Origin of the sequence: Flavobacterium sp., assembly GCF_049318325.1 — a bacterium.
In the GTDB taxonomy this organism is placed as follows: Bacteria; Bacteroidota; Bacteroidia; order Flavobacteriales; family Flavobacteriaceae; genus Flavobacterium.
Genome location: NZ_JBMOGQ010000040.1, coordinates 1 through 16,908 on the forward strand (window position 1 = coordinate 1; position 16,908 = coordinate 16,908).

Sequence of the window (16,908 nt, forward strand, 5' to 3'; positions counted from 1 at the left end):
TTTCTGCAATTAATTGATTATTATCAGCATAAACTAGTTTCCCTAACAATACAATAGCAATTGGAAAACCAATAGTCATAACACCAGGCAACATCATTTCGCGTAAAGCAGCTTTTGTAGAAATCTCAACGCATTTGCCATATTCCGGTTTTCCGGTTCCTTCCATAATTCCTGGAATTTCTTTAAACTGACGACGTACTTCATAAACCATGTCCATTGCCGCTTTTCCAACAGAGTTCATTGCTAATGCAGAGAAAACTACTGGTATCATTCCTCCAACAAACAACATTGCCAATACTGGAGCTTTGAAAATGTTAATCCCGTCGATTCCTGTGAACGTTACATACGCAGCAAATAGGGCTAACGAAGTTAAAGCTGCAGAAGCGATAGCAAAACCTTTTCCTGTAGCCGCTGTTGTATTACCAACTGAATCTAAAATATCTGTACGCGTACGAACTTCTTTTGGTAATTCACTCATTTCAGCTATACCACCAGCATTATCAGAAATTGGTCCGAAAGCGTCGATTGCTAACTGCATAGCTGTAGTTGCCATCATTGCAGAAGCAGCAAGAGCAACTCCGTAGAAACCAGCCAAAGCATATGTTGACCAAATTGCACCTGCAAATAATAATACCGTTGGGAATGTAGAAATCATTCCGGTTGCTAAACCAGCAATTACATTTGTTCCTGCACCTGTTGATGATTTTTGTACTATTGCCAATACTGGTTTTGTACCTAATCCTGTATAATATTCAGTTACTGATGAAATAGCTCCACCAACAAATAATCCTATTAAAGAAGCGTAGAAAACTCTCATTGAAGAAATATCTTGTAATCCTTCACCGAAGAATGACATTTTCATAGTTTCAGGCAACATATGAGTAACCAAAAAGAAACAAGCAACTGCAGTTAAAACGATAGAAACCCAGTTCCCGATGTTTAATGCTTTTTGAACCTGAGCTTCTTTTGCATCATCACTAGAAATTTTTACTAGCATTGTTCCAATGATTGAGAATAAGATTCCAAAACCAGCAATTGCCATTGGCAATAAGATTGGTCCAATTCCACCAAAAGCGTCTTCAATTTTTCCGCCCATATCTTTGATAACATAATTACCAAGAACCATAGCAGCTAGAACAGTTGCAACGTATGAACCGAATAAATCGGCTCCCATACCAGCAACGTCACCAACATTATCACCAACATTATCTGCAATAGTTGCAGGATTACGTGGATCATCTTCTGGAATTCCTGCTTCTACTTTACCAACTAAATCGGCACCAACGTCAGCTGCTTTGGTATAAATACCTCCACCAACACGCGCAAACAAAGCGATAGATTCAGCTCCGAGAGAGAAACCAGCTAATGTTTCAAGAACAACAGTCATGTCTTCTGTCCCATTTGCTGTCCAAGCACCGCCCATAAACATATTATATAATATAATGAAGAATCCTGTCAAACCTAAAACAGCTAATCCGGCAACTCCTAATCCCATTACAGTTCCGCCACCAAAAGAAACTTTTAGTGCTTGAGGCAAACTTGTACGAGCTGCTTGCGTTGTTCTTACGTTAGTTTTTGTTGCGATTTTCATTCCCATATTTCCAGCTAAAGCTGAAAAGAAAGCACCGAAAACAAATGCAATAACAATTAATAAATGTGTTTTAACTCCCGGTAAAAATGTAATTCCTGCTAAAACAACACTCGAAATAACTACAAATATTGCTAATAATCTGTACTCTGCTTTTAGGAAAGCTAGAGCACCTTCGTAGATGTAATCTGAAATCTCTTTCATTTTACCATCTCCGGCGTCTTGTTTTAAAACCCAAGCTCTTTTGATTGCCATAAAAGCCAATCCAATTAATGCCATAACTATAGGCACATAAATCATGTATGATTCCATAAATATAATTTTTGTTATAAATTTTATCGGTCGCAAAAGTAACAAAACTTTAACAAATAAAAACAATATAATTTGCGAATATTAGCTTAACTGATTTACATATGTTTAATGTAAATTATTGCTTACTAAAACAAAAAAACTATTTTTGGACATATTTATCATTTCAATGGAAATTAAAAAACTTTCAATCATTATTCCGTGCTTCAATGAAGGCCCAACTATTTATAAAATATTGGACAAAATAAAAGCTGTTACTCTTATCAATTCAATTGAAAAAGAAATTGTTATTGTTAATGATAGTAGCACAGACAATACAGTTGAAAGTGTAAAAAGTTATATAGAAAAGAATTCCAATTTGAATATTGTTTTCTTGGAACACGATAAAAACAAAGGAAAGGGTGCTGCACTTCACACTGGAATAAAAGTAGCCACTGGAGAAGTTATGGTAATTCAGGATGCCGATTTAGAATATGACCCTCAAGAATATAATATTCTCCTAAAGCCAATAATTGATGGTGTTGCCGATGTTGTTTACGGAAGTCGTTTTATGGGTGGAAAACCTCATCGGATTCTGTTCTTTTGGCACAGTATCGGAAATAAATTTTTGACTTTTTTGAGCAATATGTTTTCTAATCTGAACTTGACTGATATGGAAACTTGCTACAAAATGTTTCGTTCCGATATTTTAAAATCGATTCAACTGAAAGAAAAACGTTTTGGTTTTGAGCCAGAAGTAACCCAAAAAGTGGCACGAATTCCTAAAATTAGAATTTACGAAGTTGGTATTAGTTATTATGGAAGAACTTTTGAAGAAGGCAAAAAAATCAATTGGAAAGATGGTTTTCATGCCATTTATTGTATTCTAAGATATGGTCTTTTCAAGTAATTAAACCAAAGACTTACGATTTCTATTCTACTATAAAAATAATTTGCAGTACATTTTTATTTTTCCAAATCAAAAAGAAAAGGTTTGATTTTATCAACGGGTATTTTTTTAACTTTTATAACTTTATTCTCGTCTAGAATATAGATCACAGGAGTTGTTCGAACTTCATACTTGTCTACTACATTATTATTATATGCTCCGTCATATACATTTATCCAATCAAGTTTATTATCGTTAATGTATTTCATGTATTTATCTACTTCATGATAAACATAAACCGAAAAGACTTTAACGTCTTTGTTTTCTTTTTGAAATTCATGATAAAGATTTAATAGTTTTGGAATTTCTGTTTTGCAATGACTACAATCAACGTCCCAAAAAGCAACAATTAAGTATTTTGCTTGAATAGAATTCATTTTTAAATACATATTATTTAATTCTTTTTGTTTGCTGTAAAACAATTTAGTTAGGTCATCACTTGTCTTCACATTTTCAAAACCCATTTGAGCTATTTTATCCCTATCCGTTGCTTTTATCATGGCTAAATCAGGAGCTATTTTACCTACTTGCAAGGGTCTTATTTTCTCAGCACGCTTGATAATTCTATCTATTTCGCTTTGATCTTTATAAAAGAGGGTTGCTTTTCCGCTTTTGAAATAAGTATCAACAAGATGAATTAAAACTTTATCAAACCCCATAGATGCAAGCTCATATTTATTCACTAAATGATCTAATAATAGTTTAGTTAGTCTTGGATTTGCCTTGGTTTTGTTAATGAATTTATCAATTTCAACTGTAACAGAATCTATATCAAATGGCACTATATTATCAAAATAATTATTGACTTTCCCAACAAAAAACTGGTTTCTACAAATGGCATCATCTTTAAAATTAACATTATCCCAATAGTGATTTCTATAATACTTTTTTACCAAAAGACTATCAGGTCTTCCATTTGATGCATTAGGAATATCTCTTAAGGTGCGATCAATTTTTAGATTAATGACAGCTGCAATATAAGTTCCTTTATTTTGGTTAATAAAGTTTTCTTCATAGTTATAGATGTCATTCATAACAGATTTAAATTTTGGACTTACCACAGCTAATGAATCTTTCTTTGCCAATCCTTTTCCTAAAGCACAGATTTCTTTAAGAGCTATATTTTGTTTTATGGAATATTTTATATAAGTAAAAAAATCATTTTCTAATTTTGAATTGAGAGCAACAACACCTTTTAAATAATTTTCGGAATCATCACTTTTTAACTCTAATTTTTGAGTAGATTCATCAATAAAAAAATCCAAATAACTTTTTTTGTCTTTACCGTGTAAAGAGTAAAGTCCTGTTTTCAATTTTCCTTTTCCCTTGAAAATTATTCTATCATTTTTCACACCATGACAAGTGGCGGCAGTTATTTTATTGCCAAACTCATAATAGTTAAGATAGGCAACGGTATCTTTATAATTTTTAAGTTGAATGTTAATCTCATAATTTGTAGCCACTTTTGAAGATTGAGCATTTAAACTAAAATACAAACAAAACATGAAAAGTAAAAAAAGTGCTTTTTTCATAAGGTAAAAAGTTTGGTAAATCAATTTACAAGAATGCTCAAATTTTATATTTTTTTTTGAGATATTAAAGATCAAATCAATTAATAATTACTTAAAAAAATATATACTTTTAATTTTCGGTTTTCATTATGATAATGCTGTAAAAAAAGGAAGCATGTATTGCTTATTGAATTTAAAAGTAAAATCCAAAAGACCCTTTGATGGTAAAATTACTCGTGTCAGGAACATCTCTGTAATTTCCTCTCCAAGCAAAATCAAGTCGAAACACTTTAAATATATTTCCAATTCCGGCACTATATTCCCAATACGGTTTTTCAGGAGCAAGGTATGATAAGCCTGAAGCGTTTATCGCTATGTTTTCATCCGAAACTGTTCCGTAGACTCCTCTTACACCTATAATTTCTCTTAGATTCAGTTTTCTTAAATATGGAATTCGGGCAAATATTTTTCCTTGAAAATTATGTTCCAACTGTAAAGTGGCATATTGATCGGCTACAAACTCGTAGAAATTTAGATTACTAAATGTATTGTTAATTATGAAAAGTGTTTGATTTCCGGGCACTACACTCATTAAACCCAGCGGCACTTCCCCAAATGTTTTTCCCAATTCAATGGTGAAATTAGAGCGCCCAATTGCTCCAATGATAACCGGTTGTTTGTAGTATAACTGAATTTTTTGATAATCAAAATCACTATTGATAAACCCTTTAAACCCTTGACCGTAATTGATAAAAACTCTACTAAACGGCGAATCAATGTCTCTTCTTTCTACGCCATATCCAATAGTTTTTTTCTTTGGAGTCATTTCAATTTGAATATTTAACTCCGATTGTGTTACTTTACTTTTTGTGTTTGTAAGTGTCGCGTCAGTAAAATAATCCAACTTAAAAGTATCTGATGCTGATTCCAAAGTTCTATAGGAGAACCCCAATTGAAATGTTACATTTTTTATAGGTTCAATTTCTGCTGCTAGAGTGGTCAAATTAATGTTGGTCAATTTACCATTCGCACCAGTTGTAAAAAGACCTGAAGAAGCATAACTTCTCCCTAATACATCATTGGTTGATGTTAAACTAGCGCCTATTTGTTCTACATCTCTTCTATTTCCTCCTGAGAGAATAATTCTATTTTTTTTATCTATCATCCATTTACCAGAAATGCCATATTTAAATTTATTATCCTCAAATCCATATGCTGTATAACCTTGGATTCGCCACAAATCATTTGGCCCAAAATAAGTCCTTCCTCCTGCTCTTAAACGCCATCCTTCAACTTCATTAAAACCAACCGTTGAAAATATCGGTCCATAATCTAAATGCCATTTTGGAATTTCAATATAACCACTGCCCAAAATAGATACTAAACTATATAATTGTTTGAATCTTTTAACCGTTTTGAGAGTGTCAATCATTGCATAGATCTTCCTCTCGTCTTTGTTTAACTTTTCGAATCGATTTTCATCCCAATAATCATTTGATCGGGCATAAACAGCATTGTCAATATAATTGATTTCATCTTTATAGAATTTATCAGGTTTTTTTTCATTAAACTTAAAATTTCTATATAATGTTGTACGTTTTCCATAAACCCCTTTCGACTCTTCTTTCTTTCTCAAAGCGAAGTCAGACATCATATAATCTCTAGTTGGTAAAAAAACAGAATCATTCAGAACTTCATATTCTTGCTCTAAATAAATGTCTTTTACCCAGTTGATGTTAGCGCTTTTAGTGATTGCCATGTTAATTTTCTTGATGGCAAAAGTGGTATCGTTTACCCAAAAATCTCCTTTAAAAGTCAATTCGTTTTTACGTCTGGGATAAAAAACTATGTTATAGCACAACTTGTTATCGATGACTGCTGTATCCGCTAATACATAATTATACACATCAATTCCTGTCTTAGATAATGGACTTGTAAAACTTTTATCAAACAAATTTAGATAGTTATCATAGATATCATAATCGTTATACAAATCTTTGATAAACATATTTACGCCATCGCCACTTCCTAAACCTGAATTTTTATTGGCTTTTAGGATTTCCTTTGATCTTTTATTTTCATTATCACCATAAAAATCCGTTAATGACTCATTTATGAATATTGGCAAATAGGTTTTCCCCGTAACTCTAGAAGTATCTACGTTTTTGAACACGAACTCCATACCCTTGAAAATTTTACTTTTCATAAAAGCACTATCAATAGTGTTCATATCAAATTCTACTTTTTCGTATTTTTCATATTGATATTGCTTGAACATTTTTAATCCATTCTTTCTTCTTCTTTCCCAAATTTTTCGGAGAATATCCAAGGCTGGATTGTTCTTTTTGGAAGTTTTCCCAGCAAAAATTTTGACTTCTTTTAAACTGTTCCCTTCTGTTAGAATTACTTTGAAATCAAAGTTAACTAATTTGGGTAATTTGACAATTTTATCCGGAAATCCTGTAAAAGAAACTATTAATTCTTTATAATTATTGGGAGATTCTATGTAAAATCTACCATCTTCATTAGAAACAACACCAGTATTGGAACCCTTAAATACTACATTAGCATAAGGTATGGGTTGATTTGAATTATCTAGTACAATACCACTTACTTTAGTTTGACTAAAGCCGTTGTGTATTAAAGCAAAAAAAACAACAAGTAGAATAAATAATTTTTTCATGGCAAAAAAAACTTCATCAAAATTATTCTGATGAAGTTTCAAATATAGGGAATTAGATAATTAGATTTTTCGATTTTTGGATAACTACTTACAATCTATTTATAAGTTACTTTTTTTACAGCTTTAATAACATCTTCTGCGTTTGGCAACCATTCTTTTAATAAAGTTGGTGAATAAGGCGCAGGTGTATCAGCAGTTGTGATTCTTTGAATTGGCGCATCCAAATAATCAAAAGCTCTTTCCTGAATAATATAGGTAATTTCAGAAGCTACACTGGCAAATGGCCATGCTTCTTCTAAAACTACTAATCGGTTTGTTTTTTTTACCGAGTTAATGATTGCATCATAATCCATTGGGCGAACCGTTCTCAAATCGATGATTTCGCATGAGATTCCTTCTTTGGCTAATTCATCAGCAGCGATAAAAGCTTCTTTGATGATTTTTCCAAAAGAAACAATTGTTACGTCTGTACCTTCTCTTTTTATATCGGCAACGCCAAGCGGAATTGTATATTCTCCTTCCGGCACTTCGCCTTTATCACCATACATTTGTTCCGATTCCATAAAAATAACTGGATCGTTGTCGCGAATAGCAGCTTTTAATAACCCTTTGGCATCATAAACTGTTGACGGCACCACTACTTTTAGACCTGGAGTATTAGCAAACCAGTTTTCGAAAGCTTGTGAATGCGTTGCTCCTAGTTGTCCGGCAGAAGCTGTCGGTCCACGAAATACCATTGGCATTGGAAATTGTCCAGCCGACATTTGACGCATTTTAGCAGCATTATTTATTATTTGATCTATACCAACTAAGGAAAAATTGAAAGTCATATATTCTACAATCGGACGACAACCGTTCATCGCTGAACCTACTGCAATTCCGGCGAAACCGAGCTCAGCGATAGGTGTATCGATTACTCTTTTTGGTCCAAACTCGTCTAACATTCCTTTAGAAGCTTTATAAGCACCATTATATTCTGCAACTTCTTCTCCCATTAAATACACCGATTCATCTCGACGCATTTCTTCACTCATCGCTTCGGCTATTGCTTCTCTAAATTGAATTGTTCTCATAAATCCTGTTTTTTTTGTAATTCCAGTACTTCGACTTCGCTCAACATAAACTACAGTCGAGGGAAATTTTGAATGGCAAAAATAAAAATTAAAAACGATTAAAAAACATATTTAAGTTATAAATCATCTTACAAAGTAGTACAAATAATTGAATAGAAAGGATTATCTTTATTTATGCTTTACGAAATCGATATAATAGTAAAAATATGTCATGGGCGCATAAGTTATTATTCAAAATAATATTCTAATTTTGTGCTTCGAAATTTTCAACAAAACTAAATACTTATGAAAATATTAGTTTGCATCAGTCATGTTCCTGATACTACTTCAAAAATTAATTTTGTAAATGGTGATACCGAATTTGACACAAATGGTGTTCAATATGTAATCAATCCGAATGACGAATTTGGATTAACTAGAGCCATTTGGTTTCAAGAACAACAAGGAGCAAATGTTACCGTTATAAATGTAGGTAGTGCTGATGCTGAAGCTACCTTACGAAAAGCTTTGGCCATAGGTGCTGATGAAGCTATTAGAGTGAATGCTACTCCAACCGATGGTTTTTTTGTAGCCAAACAATTAGCTGAAGTGGCTAAAAATGGTGGCTACGATTTAATAATTTGTGGAAAAGAGTCATTAGATTACAATGGAGGAATGGTTCCTGGAATGCTAGCTTCTTTATTGAATTATAATTTTGTAAATTCTTGTATAGAAGTAACTATCAACGGAACGTCTGCTAAAGCAGCCAGAGAAATTGACGGTGGAAAAGAAACCATCTCGGCTTCATTGCCACTAGTTATTGGCGGGCAAAAAGGTTTAGTAGAAGAAAAAGACTTACGTATTCCGAACATGAGAGGAATTATGACCGCAAGAACTAAAGTTTTAACTGTTCTTGAACCGGTGACAGCTAACAATAATACCAAAGCAGTTAAATTTGAAAAACCAGCTCCAAAATCAGCGGTTAAATTATTCGCTGCAGATGATTTAGATGGTTTAATCAATGCATTACACAACGAAGCTAAAGTTATCTAACAGTCAAATGTCAAAAGCCGAAAGTCAAAAGAAAACTTCTTTAAAAATTGCGGCTTAAGACTTTAGACACAAAAAAATATAAATTATGTCATTATTAATTTACGCTGAATCAGCAGATGGAAAATTTAAAAAAGTTGCTTTTGAATTGGCTTCTTATGCCAAAAAAGTTGCCGAAACCTTAGGAACAACAGTTACAGCAGTAACCGTAAACGCCGGAATTGTTTCCGATTTGTCAAAATATGGAGTAGACAAAATCTTAAAAGTGTCTAATGATAAATTAAACAATTTTAACGCAAAAGCTTTTGCTGATGTAATTAAGCAAGCAGCGCAAAAAGAAAGTTCTAAAGTAATTTTATTATCTTCTACTACAGACAGTTTATACATGGCGCCAATAGTTTCCATAGGTTTAGACGCGGGATTTGCTTCCAATGTGGTAGGATTACCTTTGAGCACTTCACCTTTTCAAGTAAAACGAACTGCTTTTTCAAACAAAGCATTTAATATCACTGAAATAAATACCGATGTTAAAATAGTAAGCCTTGCCAAAAACTCTTATGGCGTTTTCGAAAGCACTTCAGCTGCAACCGAAGAAGATTTCATGCCAAGTTTGAATGATGCTGATTTCAATGTAAAAATAGAATCGGTTGAAAAAAGTACAGGAAAAGTGACCATCGCTGATGCAGATGTTGTAGTTTCTGGCGGTCGTGGATTAAAAGGTCCTGAAAATTGGGGAATTTTAGAAGATTTGGCGGGAGTTCTTGGTGCAGCAACCGCTTGTTCGAAACCAGTTTCTGACTTAGGCTGGAGACCTCATAGTGAACACGTTGGACAAACAGGGAAACCCGTGGCTGCCAATTTATATGTTGCTGTTGGAGTTTCAGGGGCGATTCAACATATTGCTGGAATCAACTCCTCTAAAGTGAAAGTGGTAATCAACACTGATGCAGATGCACCATTTTTTAAAGTTGCCGATTACGGAATTGTGGGAGACGCTTTAGAAATTCTCCCAAGATTAACAAAAAAATTAGCAGACTTTAAAGCACAAAACGCTTAAAAATAAATTCCAAAAGTTCAAATTCCAAATTCCAATTAAGTAAATTAATAGAGTTTGGAATTTTCTTTTTTTGGGATTTAAAAGTTTCCAGTAGCGAAAACTTTTTGTTACTTTGCATTTCGAACCTTCGGGACATAAATTCACAATAAATAAAAGTTTTGATACTTAATAATCAAGACTTGACAATTACAACTAATGAGTTTAGTAAAACTAACTGTAAAAGGAATTTCTTATAGTCAAACGCAAAATGGTGCGTATGCTTTGATTTTAAATGAAGTAGATGGTGAAAGGAAATTGCCTATTGTTATTGGTGCTTTCGAAGCACAATCAATTGCGATTGCCCTCGAAAAAGAAATAAAACCACCGCGTCCCCTGACTCATGATTTGTTCAAAAGTTTTGCGGACCGATTTGATATTGTAGTAAAACAAGTCATCATTCACAAACTGGTTGATGGTGTTTTTTATTCGAGTATTATTTGCGAAAGAGATAAAATTGAAGAAATTATTGACGCTCGAACATCAGATGCAATTGCTTTAGCGTTGCGATTTTCTGCTCCAATTTTTACTTATAAAAACATTTTGGATAAATCTGGAATTTATCTGAAAAATCCAAACGAATTTGATAATCAGAATCCGGATGATGAAGGTGTACTAACAACTCCGGAAACTTTTGGATTAGACAACGAAGGCAAAGCCTCAACCGATATATACAAAAGCATGAGTCTTTCTGAATTACATGAATCTTTAGAAAAAGCAGTTCAAAACGAAGACTATGAAAAGGCAGCAAAGATAAGAGATGAAATTTCGAAAAGAGAATCATAAAAAGGCAATAGGCATTAGGCTTAAAGCATATATCATAGAGTCAAAATAAATGAAGCAATACCACGATTTAATGCAACACGTTTTGGAAAACGGTTGCCAAAAAGGAGACAGAACAGGAACGGGAACCAAAAGTGTTTTTGGGTATCAAATGCGTTTTGACTTAAATGAAGGTTTTCCTATGGTAACTACTAAAAAACTTCATTTAAAATCGATTATCTATGAATTACTTTGGTTCTTAAAAGGAGATACCAATATTGGTTATCTTCAGGAAAATGGCGTTAAGATTTGGGACGAATGGGCCGATGAAAATGGTGACTTAGGCCCTGTTTATGGACACCAATGGCGCAACTGGAATTGCGAAGAAATTGACCAAATTACCGAATTAATTGACACGTTAAAGAAAAATCCAAACAGCAGAAGGATGTTAGTTTCGGCTTGGAACCCATCTGTTTTACCAGATACATCAAAGTCGTTTGCCGAAAATGTCGCCAACGGAAAAGCCGCTTTGCCTCCGTGTCATGCATTCTTTCAGTTTTATGTAGCTGACGGAAAATTATCTTGTCAATTGTACCAACGAAGCGCTGATATATTTCTTGGAGTTCCTTTCAATATTGCTTCGTATGCCTTGTTTACGATGATGATTGCTCAGGTTTGTGATCTGCAGGTTGGCGAATTCATTCACACTTTTGGTGATGCGCATATTTATAATAACCATTTTGAACAAGTGGAATTGCAATTGACTCGCGAGCCAAGAGCATTACCAAAAATGATACTAAATCCTGAAGTGAAAAATATCTTTGACTTTACTTTTGACGATTTTACTTTAGAAGGCTACGACCCACATCCTCACATTAAAGGACAAGTGGCTGTATAAAACAAAAAATCCAAACCAAAATTTATAGTGCTATCACACTATTTTTTGAACTAGCAAATTCGATGTAAGCATCACTATCTGCAACCGGATAATATACAAGTGCCATCAACTGAATATTTGAACTCAAAAGATATGTCTTTAGGAAGGAGATAACCTAAAATCATATTTCTCCGTTTTAAAAATAAATTCTACCTTTAAGCCGCAATTTCGACTTATGGAACCAATACAACACGAATTATATGAATATGCAAGAGATCGAATCAAGCAAAAAAAAGGCTTGTTTTATCATTTTATACTGCTTTGTGTTGGCAGCCTTTTTTTAATTATTGCCAATAAATTGCTAGGCCTCTATCCAGATATAACTTGGTGGACATGGGCAGTTACAACTTGGTTTTTTCTATTTATTCTACATGTTGTCAAGGTTTTTGTGATTAATAATTTTATGAATAAAAACTGGGAAAGAGAGCAAATTGACAAATTAATGCTACGGCAAGCCAACAAAATAGAAAAGCTAAAAAATGATTTGGAAAATTCAAAACCTACAGCCGAATGATTACACTTATCGCTGCAGTTTCCGAAAACAATGCGCTTGGAAAAGACAACCAACTTCTTTGGCATTTGCCTGATGATTTCAAAAGATTTAAAAATATAACTTCCGGGCATCACATAATTATGGGAAGAAAAACTTTTGAAAGTTTTCAAAAACCCTTACCTAATAGAATACATGTTATAATTACTCGTCAAAAAGACTATCAACCAGAAGGCTGTCTTATCGTTGATTCGCTTGCAAAAGCGATTTCAGTTTGCCCAAAAGATGAAGAGCTATTCATCATTGGAGGTGGCGAAATTTATAACCAATCTATTGAAATAGCTGACAAATTGGACATAACAAGAGTGCATCACGCCTTTGATGCCGATACCTTTTTTCCTGAAATAGATTTGACTAAATGGAAATTAACTTCCGAGGAATATCATCCAAAAGACGAAAAACATCACTTTGATTTTACTTTTGAAACGTATCTTAAAAAGTAGCAAAGTTAAATTGGTAGAGTAAATAGCAAAAATATTTTATTTTTTCAAAACTTTGGAAGTTTAAAACTTTGCTACTCTAAAATAGTATATTTGTCGAAAATTTAAGAATGTCAAAAATTATCACGCCATATAAAGATTCATCATTAGGCAAAAAAGAACAAGTTGCCCAAATGTTTGATAACATTTCGGAAAATTATGATGGCTTGAACCGAGTGATATCGCTTGGCATTGATATGAAATGGAGAAAAAAAGTAGTGGCATTAGTGGCCGAAAAAAATCCGGAAACTATTCTTGACATTGCCACGGGAACTGGAGATTTGGTAATAATGATGTCAAATACTTCTGCTAAAAAAATTATTGGGCTTGATATATCGGCTGGAATGCTCGAAGTTGGAAAACAAAAAATAGAAGCCAAAAAACTATCTGAAAAAATAGAAATGGTTTTGGGCGACAGTGAAAACATGCCTTATCCTGATAATTATTTTGATGCAATTACGGTTTCGTTTGGCATTCGAAATTTTGAAACTTTAGAAAAAGGCTTAGCCGAAATCTACAGGGTTTTGAAGCCTAATGGAATTTTTGTTATTTTGGAAACTTCAGTTCCAACCAAATTTCCTTTTAAACAAGGCTATGCATTCTACACTAAATATATTTTACCTATTATTGGAAAAGTTTTCTCGAAAGATAATAATGCTTATGGCTATTTATCAGAATCGGCAGCAAATTTTCCTTTTGGAGAAACATTAAACAATATATTGCGTAAAATTTCGTTTATAGAATGTAAAGCTATGCCACAGACGATGGGTGTTGCTACGATTTATACAGCAACTAAAAAATGAAAATGACATTTTCAGTAACAATATGAAAAAAATAGTAGTTCTTTTTCTTCTACTTTCTTTATATGCTAACGCACAATTAGGCAAAAGCATGTTTACAAAAGATCCGATAATTAATTTGGAGAATTTTGACAAACAGCGTGTGTATTGGGGTTACTTTTTGGGTTTTAGTAGTTTTGATTTTAAAACCGATTTTAAAACGAATCCCGCCCCGAATAAATTAATAGATGTAAAAGGCAATTCCGGATTTAACGTTGGTTTGGTTGGCGTGCTTCGGCTACACGAATATATAGAGTTACGATTTGAACCCGGATTATATTACGCAAGCAGAATGCTAACTTATTCTGAATTCACAACCGAAAGAGATAGAGTCAGAGATGTGAAAGCTACTTATATCGATTTTCCGTTGCTTGTAAAATTCTCATCTTTGAGAACAGGAAATGTTAGACCTTACCTTGTAGGCGGATTATCTTCAACCTTAAATCTTTCGAGCAACGCTAAATCAAAAGACGGAAATGAATTGCAAAAGTTTCGTGTAAAACAATGGACACAGAATTATACTGTAGGCTTTGGGATTGATTTGTATTTTGAATATTTTAAATTCTCGCCTTCCATTCGTGGTGTTTTTGGATTGAAAGATGAATTAATTCGCGACGCTGATCCAAATAGTCCTTGGACCGGAAATATAGAATCGATTAAAACTCGTGCGGTATTGATCAATTTTACATTCCACTAAAATATTGTCAGTTGTCTGTTATCCGTTTCTTCTGAATTCGCTGAGGAAAATAGCTGCTGCAGTGGCTACATTTAAACTTTCTGTTTTTTGGATGTCACCACACATGGTATCACCCTCTGCCTTAGGAAATCTTGGAATGGCGATTCTGTTTTTGATATTTTTTTCTAAACTTGTAGAAATTCCATTAGCCTCATTTCCGAGAATTAGAATAGCTTCTTTTGGCAACACTTCTTTATAAAGGTCTTTGCCATCCATAAAAGTGCCAAAAACAGGAAGTGAACTTTGTGAAATATAGTCATTCAAATTAACATAATTCACCTTAACTCGAGCAATAGAACCCATTGTTGCCTGAATTACTTTTGGATTATACACATCAACGGTTTCGGGTGAACACAAAAGTTGCGTAACGCCAAACCAATCGCAAAGCCGAATAATTGTCCCCAAATTCCCAGGGTCACGTATATCATCTAAAGCAACAATCAATCCTTTAGTATCTATTAGAGTTGCTTTTGAAATTTTAAAAATTGCCAAACAAGTGCTTGCCGAAGTCAAAGCTGTAATTCGCTTCATGTCAGCTTCTTTTATCAATTTTTTTTGGGAAATTGGCACTTGTTCAAAAATAGCTGCTGTTTCGAATAAATGTTCAAGCGCAAAATTTGATGCTAGCAATTCTTGAACTACCTTTACGCCTTCGGCAATAAACAATTGATGCTCTATTCTATATTTTTTATGTTGAAGACTTGTAATTAATTTTATTTGGTTTTTACTAACCATAAAATAATGTATTTTTGAATTAAATATTTCGCAAGACTTGAAAAATAGTATCACAAAAATATCATTATTTATTCTAATTGGACTAATTATCTTTGGTTGTAACACCACAAAAAGAGTCTCTGACGGTAAAAGTCTCTTAACCAAAAACAATATTTTTGTCGACGGTAAAAAAAACAATGTTGAAGATGTTTTCAATCAGTTGTACCAAAAACAAAATAGCGCTATTCTTGGATATCGTTTGCGACTAAACATTTTCAATTTGGCCAAGGAAAAAACCGATTCCATATACAGGGCCAAGTTTGTCAATAATCCAAAAAAATATAACCGAAAAGCTAAATGGCTTTCTAAGAAACAGGTCAAAAGATTAGGGGAATCTTTTTGGTATTCGGGCATTCATAATTTCTTAAGAAAAACTGGTGAGGCTCCAGTTATTTTGGATACTGTAAGCACAAAAAAATCGCTTCGACGTTTGAAGTCTTATTACTATACTCGTGGCTATTTTGATGTCACTGCTAAATATAAAATTGACAGCATTAGTCCTAAAAAAGTGAAATTGAGATACGACATTCTCAAAGGAAACCCCTATATAATTGACAGTATCAATAGTCACATCTCGAGTAAACCTTTAGATTCGATTTATCAATTAAGAAAAAGAAACTCATTTATAAGATTTGGAAAACGACTTGAATATTCAAATTTTGATTCCGAAAAATCTAGAATTACAGAAGATTTTAGAAACAATGGCGCCTTCCGTTTTCAACAAAACTATGTGAATTATGTTATTGATACTATTAACAATAAGCATCTTGCGAATGTAGATTTGATTATTGAAAATGAATCTATCCGAGTAGAAGACAGTTTGTATAATGTTCCTTTTGAATTGTATAAAATAAGCAAGGTTAACATTTTTACTGACTATAGTCCAATCAATCAAAATCTTCCTATAAAAGACAGCACTGTTTATAAAGATTTCACCTTATATAGTGTCAACAAATTGAAATACCGTCCAAAAGCTATTACCGATGGTGTTTTTGTAACCAAAGGAAATTATTTTTCGGATAACAAAACAAGCTTAACTTCAAAATATTTGAGTAATCTAAAGGTTTTCAACTATCCATTGATTCAATATATAGAAGATAAAAACCAAAAAAATGGTTTGATTGCAAATATTTATTTGTCACCAAGAAAGAAATACACATTTGGTTTTTCTGCCGATTTTATACATTCCAACATACAGGATTTTGGAATATCCGGAAATACATTTTTGAGTATTCGAAACGTATTTAATGGTGCTGAAACCTTTGAAATTGTAGTTAGGGGAAGTATTGGCGCTTCAAAAGATTTTGCTAATCCAAACAACAATTTTTTTAATATTTCGGAAATTGGAACTGATGCCAGATTAAATTTTCCTCGATTATTATTGCCTTTCAAAACTGACAAAATAATTCCTAAAACAATGATTCCCTATACTACAATTAGTATGGGTTATTCAAAACAAACCAATATCGGATTAGATAAACAAAATTTTACGAGTTCGTTAGTTTACAATTGGACACCAAGGAAAAACACTACTTTCCGCTTTGATTTGTTAAATATACAATTTGTAAAAAATATAAATCCGAGTAACTATTTTAATGTTTACCGTTCGTCTTATAA

General features: G+C 33.0%; 14 protein-coding genes and 1 pseudogene. 10 read left to right on the forward strand and 5 right to left on the reverse strand.

Features of this window, described 5'->3' with window-relative positions; translation table 11 throughout:
• A partial coding sequence (locus ACOYLP_RS05415; RefSeq protein ID WP_422855166.1) for a sodium-translocating pyrophosphatase occupies window positions 1-1,900 on the reverse strand: 1,900 nt, incomplete at its 3' end.
• 166 nt (window positions 1,901-2,066) lie between these two features.
• Here ACOYLP_RS05415 and ACOYLP_RS05420 point away from each other — a divergent pair.
• The gene (locus tag ACOYLP_RS05420) at window positions 2,067-2,786 is read left to right on the forward strand and encodes a glycosyltransferase family 2 protein (RefSeq protein WP_422855178.1); all 720 of its coding nucleotides are present in this window, start codon (window positions 2,067-2,069) and stop codon (window positions 2,784-2,786) included.
• Between the two features lie 56 nt (window positions 2,787-2,842).
• Here the strand turns inward: ACOYLP_RS05420 and ACOYLP_RS05425 are convergent, their stop codons facing one another.
• The 3 genes from ACOYLP_RS05425 to ACOYLP_RS05435 form a co-directional block, all read right to left on the reverse strand.
• Window positions 2,843-4,357: a thioredoxin-like domain-containing protein gene (locus ACOYLP_RS05425; protein ID WP_422855167.1), complete on the reverse strand. Its 1,515-nt coding sequence runs from the start codon at window positions 4,355-4,357 to the stop codon at window positions 2,843-2,845.
• A gap of 172 nt (window positions 4,358-4,529) precedes the next feature.
• The gene (locus ACOYLP_RS05430) at window positions 4,530-7,019 is read right to left on the reverse strand and encodes a DUF5686 family protein (RefSeq protein WP_422855168.1); all 2,490 of its coding nucleotides are present in this window, start codon (window positions 7,017-7,019) and stop codon (window positions 4,530-4,532) included.
• Window positions 7,020-7,114: 95 nt separating this feature from the next.
• Complete coding sequence (locus ACOYLP_RS05435) at window positions 7,115-8,113, reverse strand: pyruvate dehydrogenase complex E1 component subunit beta (RefSeq protein ID WP_422855179.1); 999 nt, start codon at window positions 8,111-8,113, stop codon at window positions 7,115-7,117.
• Window positions 8,114-8,377: 264 nt separating this feature from the next.
• Between ACOYLP_RS05435 and ACOYLP_RS05440 the strand changes: the two genes are divergently transcribed.
• The 8 genes from ACOYLP_RS05440 to ACOYLP_RS05475 all read left to right on the forward strand — a co-directional run bounded on the left by ACOYLP_RS05440 (window position 8,378) and on the right by ACOYLP_RS05475 (window position 14,478).
• Window positions 8,378-9,124, forward strand: coding sequence for an electron transfer flavoprotein subunit beta/FixA family protein (locus ACOYLP_RS05440; RefSeq protein ID WP_422855169.1), 747 nt, complete (start codon window positions 8,378-8,380; stop codon window positions 9,122-9,124).
• Between the two features lie 85 nt (window positions 9,125-9,209).
• Window positions 9,210-10,178 carry an electron transfer flavoprotein subunit alpha/FixB family protein gene (locus tag ACOYLP_RS05445; RefSeq protein WP_422855170.1) on the forward strand — a complete coding sequence of 323 codons (969 nt, stop codon included), beginning with the start codon at window positions 9,210-9,212 and terminating at the stop codon, window positions 10,176-10,178.
• Window positions 10,179-10,373: 195 nt separating this feature from the next.
• Window positions 10,374-11,000 (forward strand): bifunctional nuclease domain-containing protein, encoded by a 627-nt coding sequence (locus ACOYLP_RS05450; protein WP_422855171.1) that lies wholly within the window; start codon window positions 10,374-10,376, stop codon window positions 10,998-11,000.
• A 49-nt stretch (window positions 11,001-11,049) separates the two neighbouring features.
• The gene (locus tag ACOYLP_RS05455; RefSeq protein WP_422855172.1) at window positions 11,050-11,874 is read left to right on the forward strand and encodes a thymidylate synthase; all 825 of its coding nucleotides are present in this window, start codon (window positions 11,050-11,052) and stop codon (window positions 11,872-11,874) included.
• A 214-nt stretch (window positions 11,875-12,088) separates the two neighbouring features.
• A complete protein-coding gene (locus ACOYLP_RS05460) occupies window positions 12,089-12,427 on the forward strand; it encodes a 2TM domain-containing protein (protein ID WP_422855173.1) in 339 nt (112 codons plus the stop codon).
• Window positions 12,424-12,906, forward strand: a complete 483-nt coding sequence (locus ACOYLP_RS05465; protein ID WP_422855174.1) for a dihydrofolate reductase — start codon at window positions 12,424-12,426, stop codon at window positions 12,904-12,906. The genes ACOYLP_RS05460 and ACOYLP_RS05465 overlap by 4 nt, the downstream gene beginning before the upstream one ends.
• A gap of 107 nt (window positions 12,907-13,013) precedes the next feature.
• On the forward strand, window positions 13,014-13,745 hold the full coding sequence (ubiE, locus tag ACOYLP_RS05470) for a bifunctional demethylmenaquinone methyltransferase/2-methoxy-6-polyprenyl-1,4-benzoquinol methylase UbiE (RefSeq protein ID WP_422855175.1): 732 nt from the start codon (window positions 13,014-13,016) through the stop codon (window positions 13,743-13,745).
• A 22-nt stretch (window positions 13,746-13,767) separates the two neighbouring features.
• The gene (locus tag ACOYLP_RS05475; protein WP_422855176.1) at window positions 13,768-14,478 is read left to right on the forward strand and encodes a porin family protein; all 711 of its coding nucleotides are present in this window, start codon (window positions 13,768-13,770) and stop codon (window positions 14,476-14,478) included.
• 18 nt (window positions 14,479-14,496) lie between these two features.
• Here ACOYLP_RS05475 and ACOYLP_RS05480 read toward each other — a convergent pair whose 3' ends face one another.
• Window positions 14,497-15,252: an RNA methyltransferase gene (locus ACOYLP_RS05480; protein WP_422855177.1), complete on the reverse strand. Its 756-nt coding sequence runs from the start codon at window positions 15,250-15,252 to the stop codon at window positions 14,497-14,499.
• A 37-nt stretch (window positions 15,253-15,289) separates the two neighbouring features.
• Here ACOYLP_RS05480 and ACOYLP_RS05485 point away from each other — a divergent pair.
• Window positions 15,290-16,908: pseudogene (locus ACOYLP_RS05485) on the forward strand (outer membrane protein assembly factor); the annotation flags it as partial.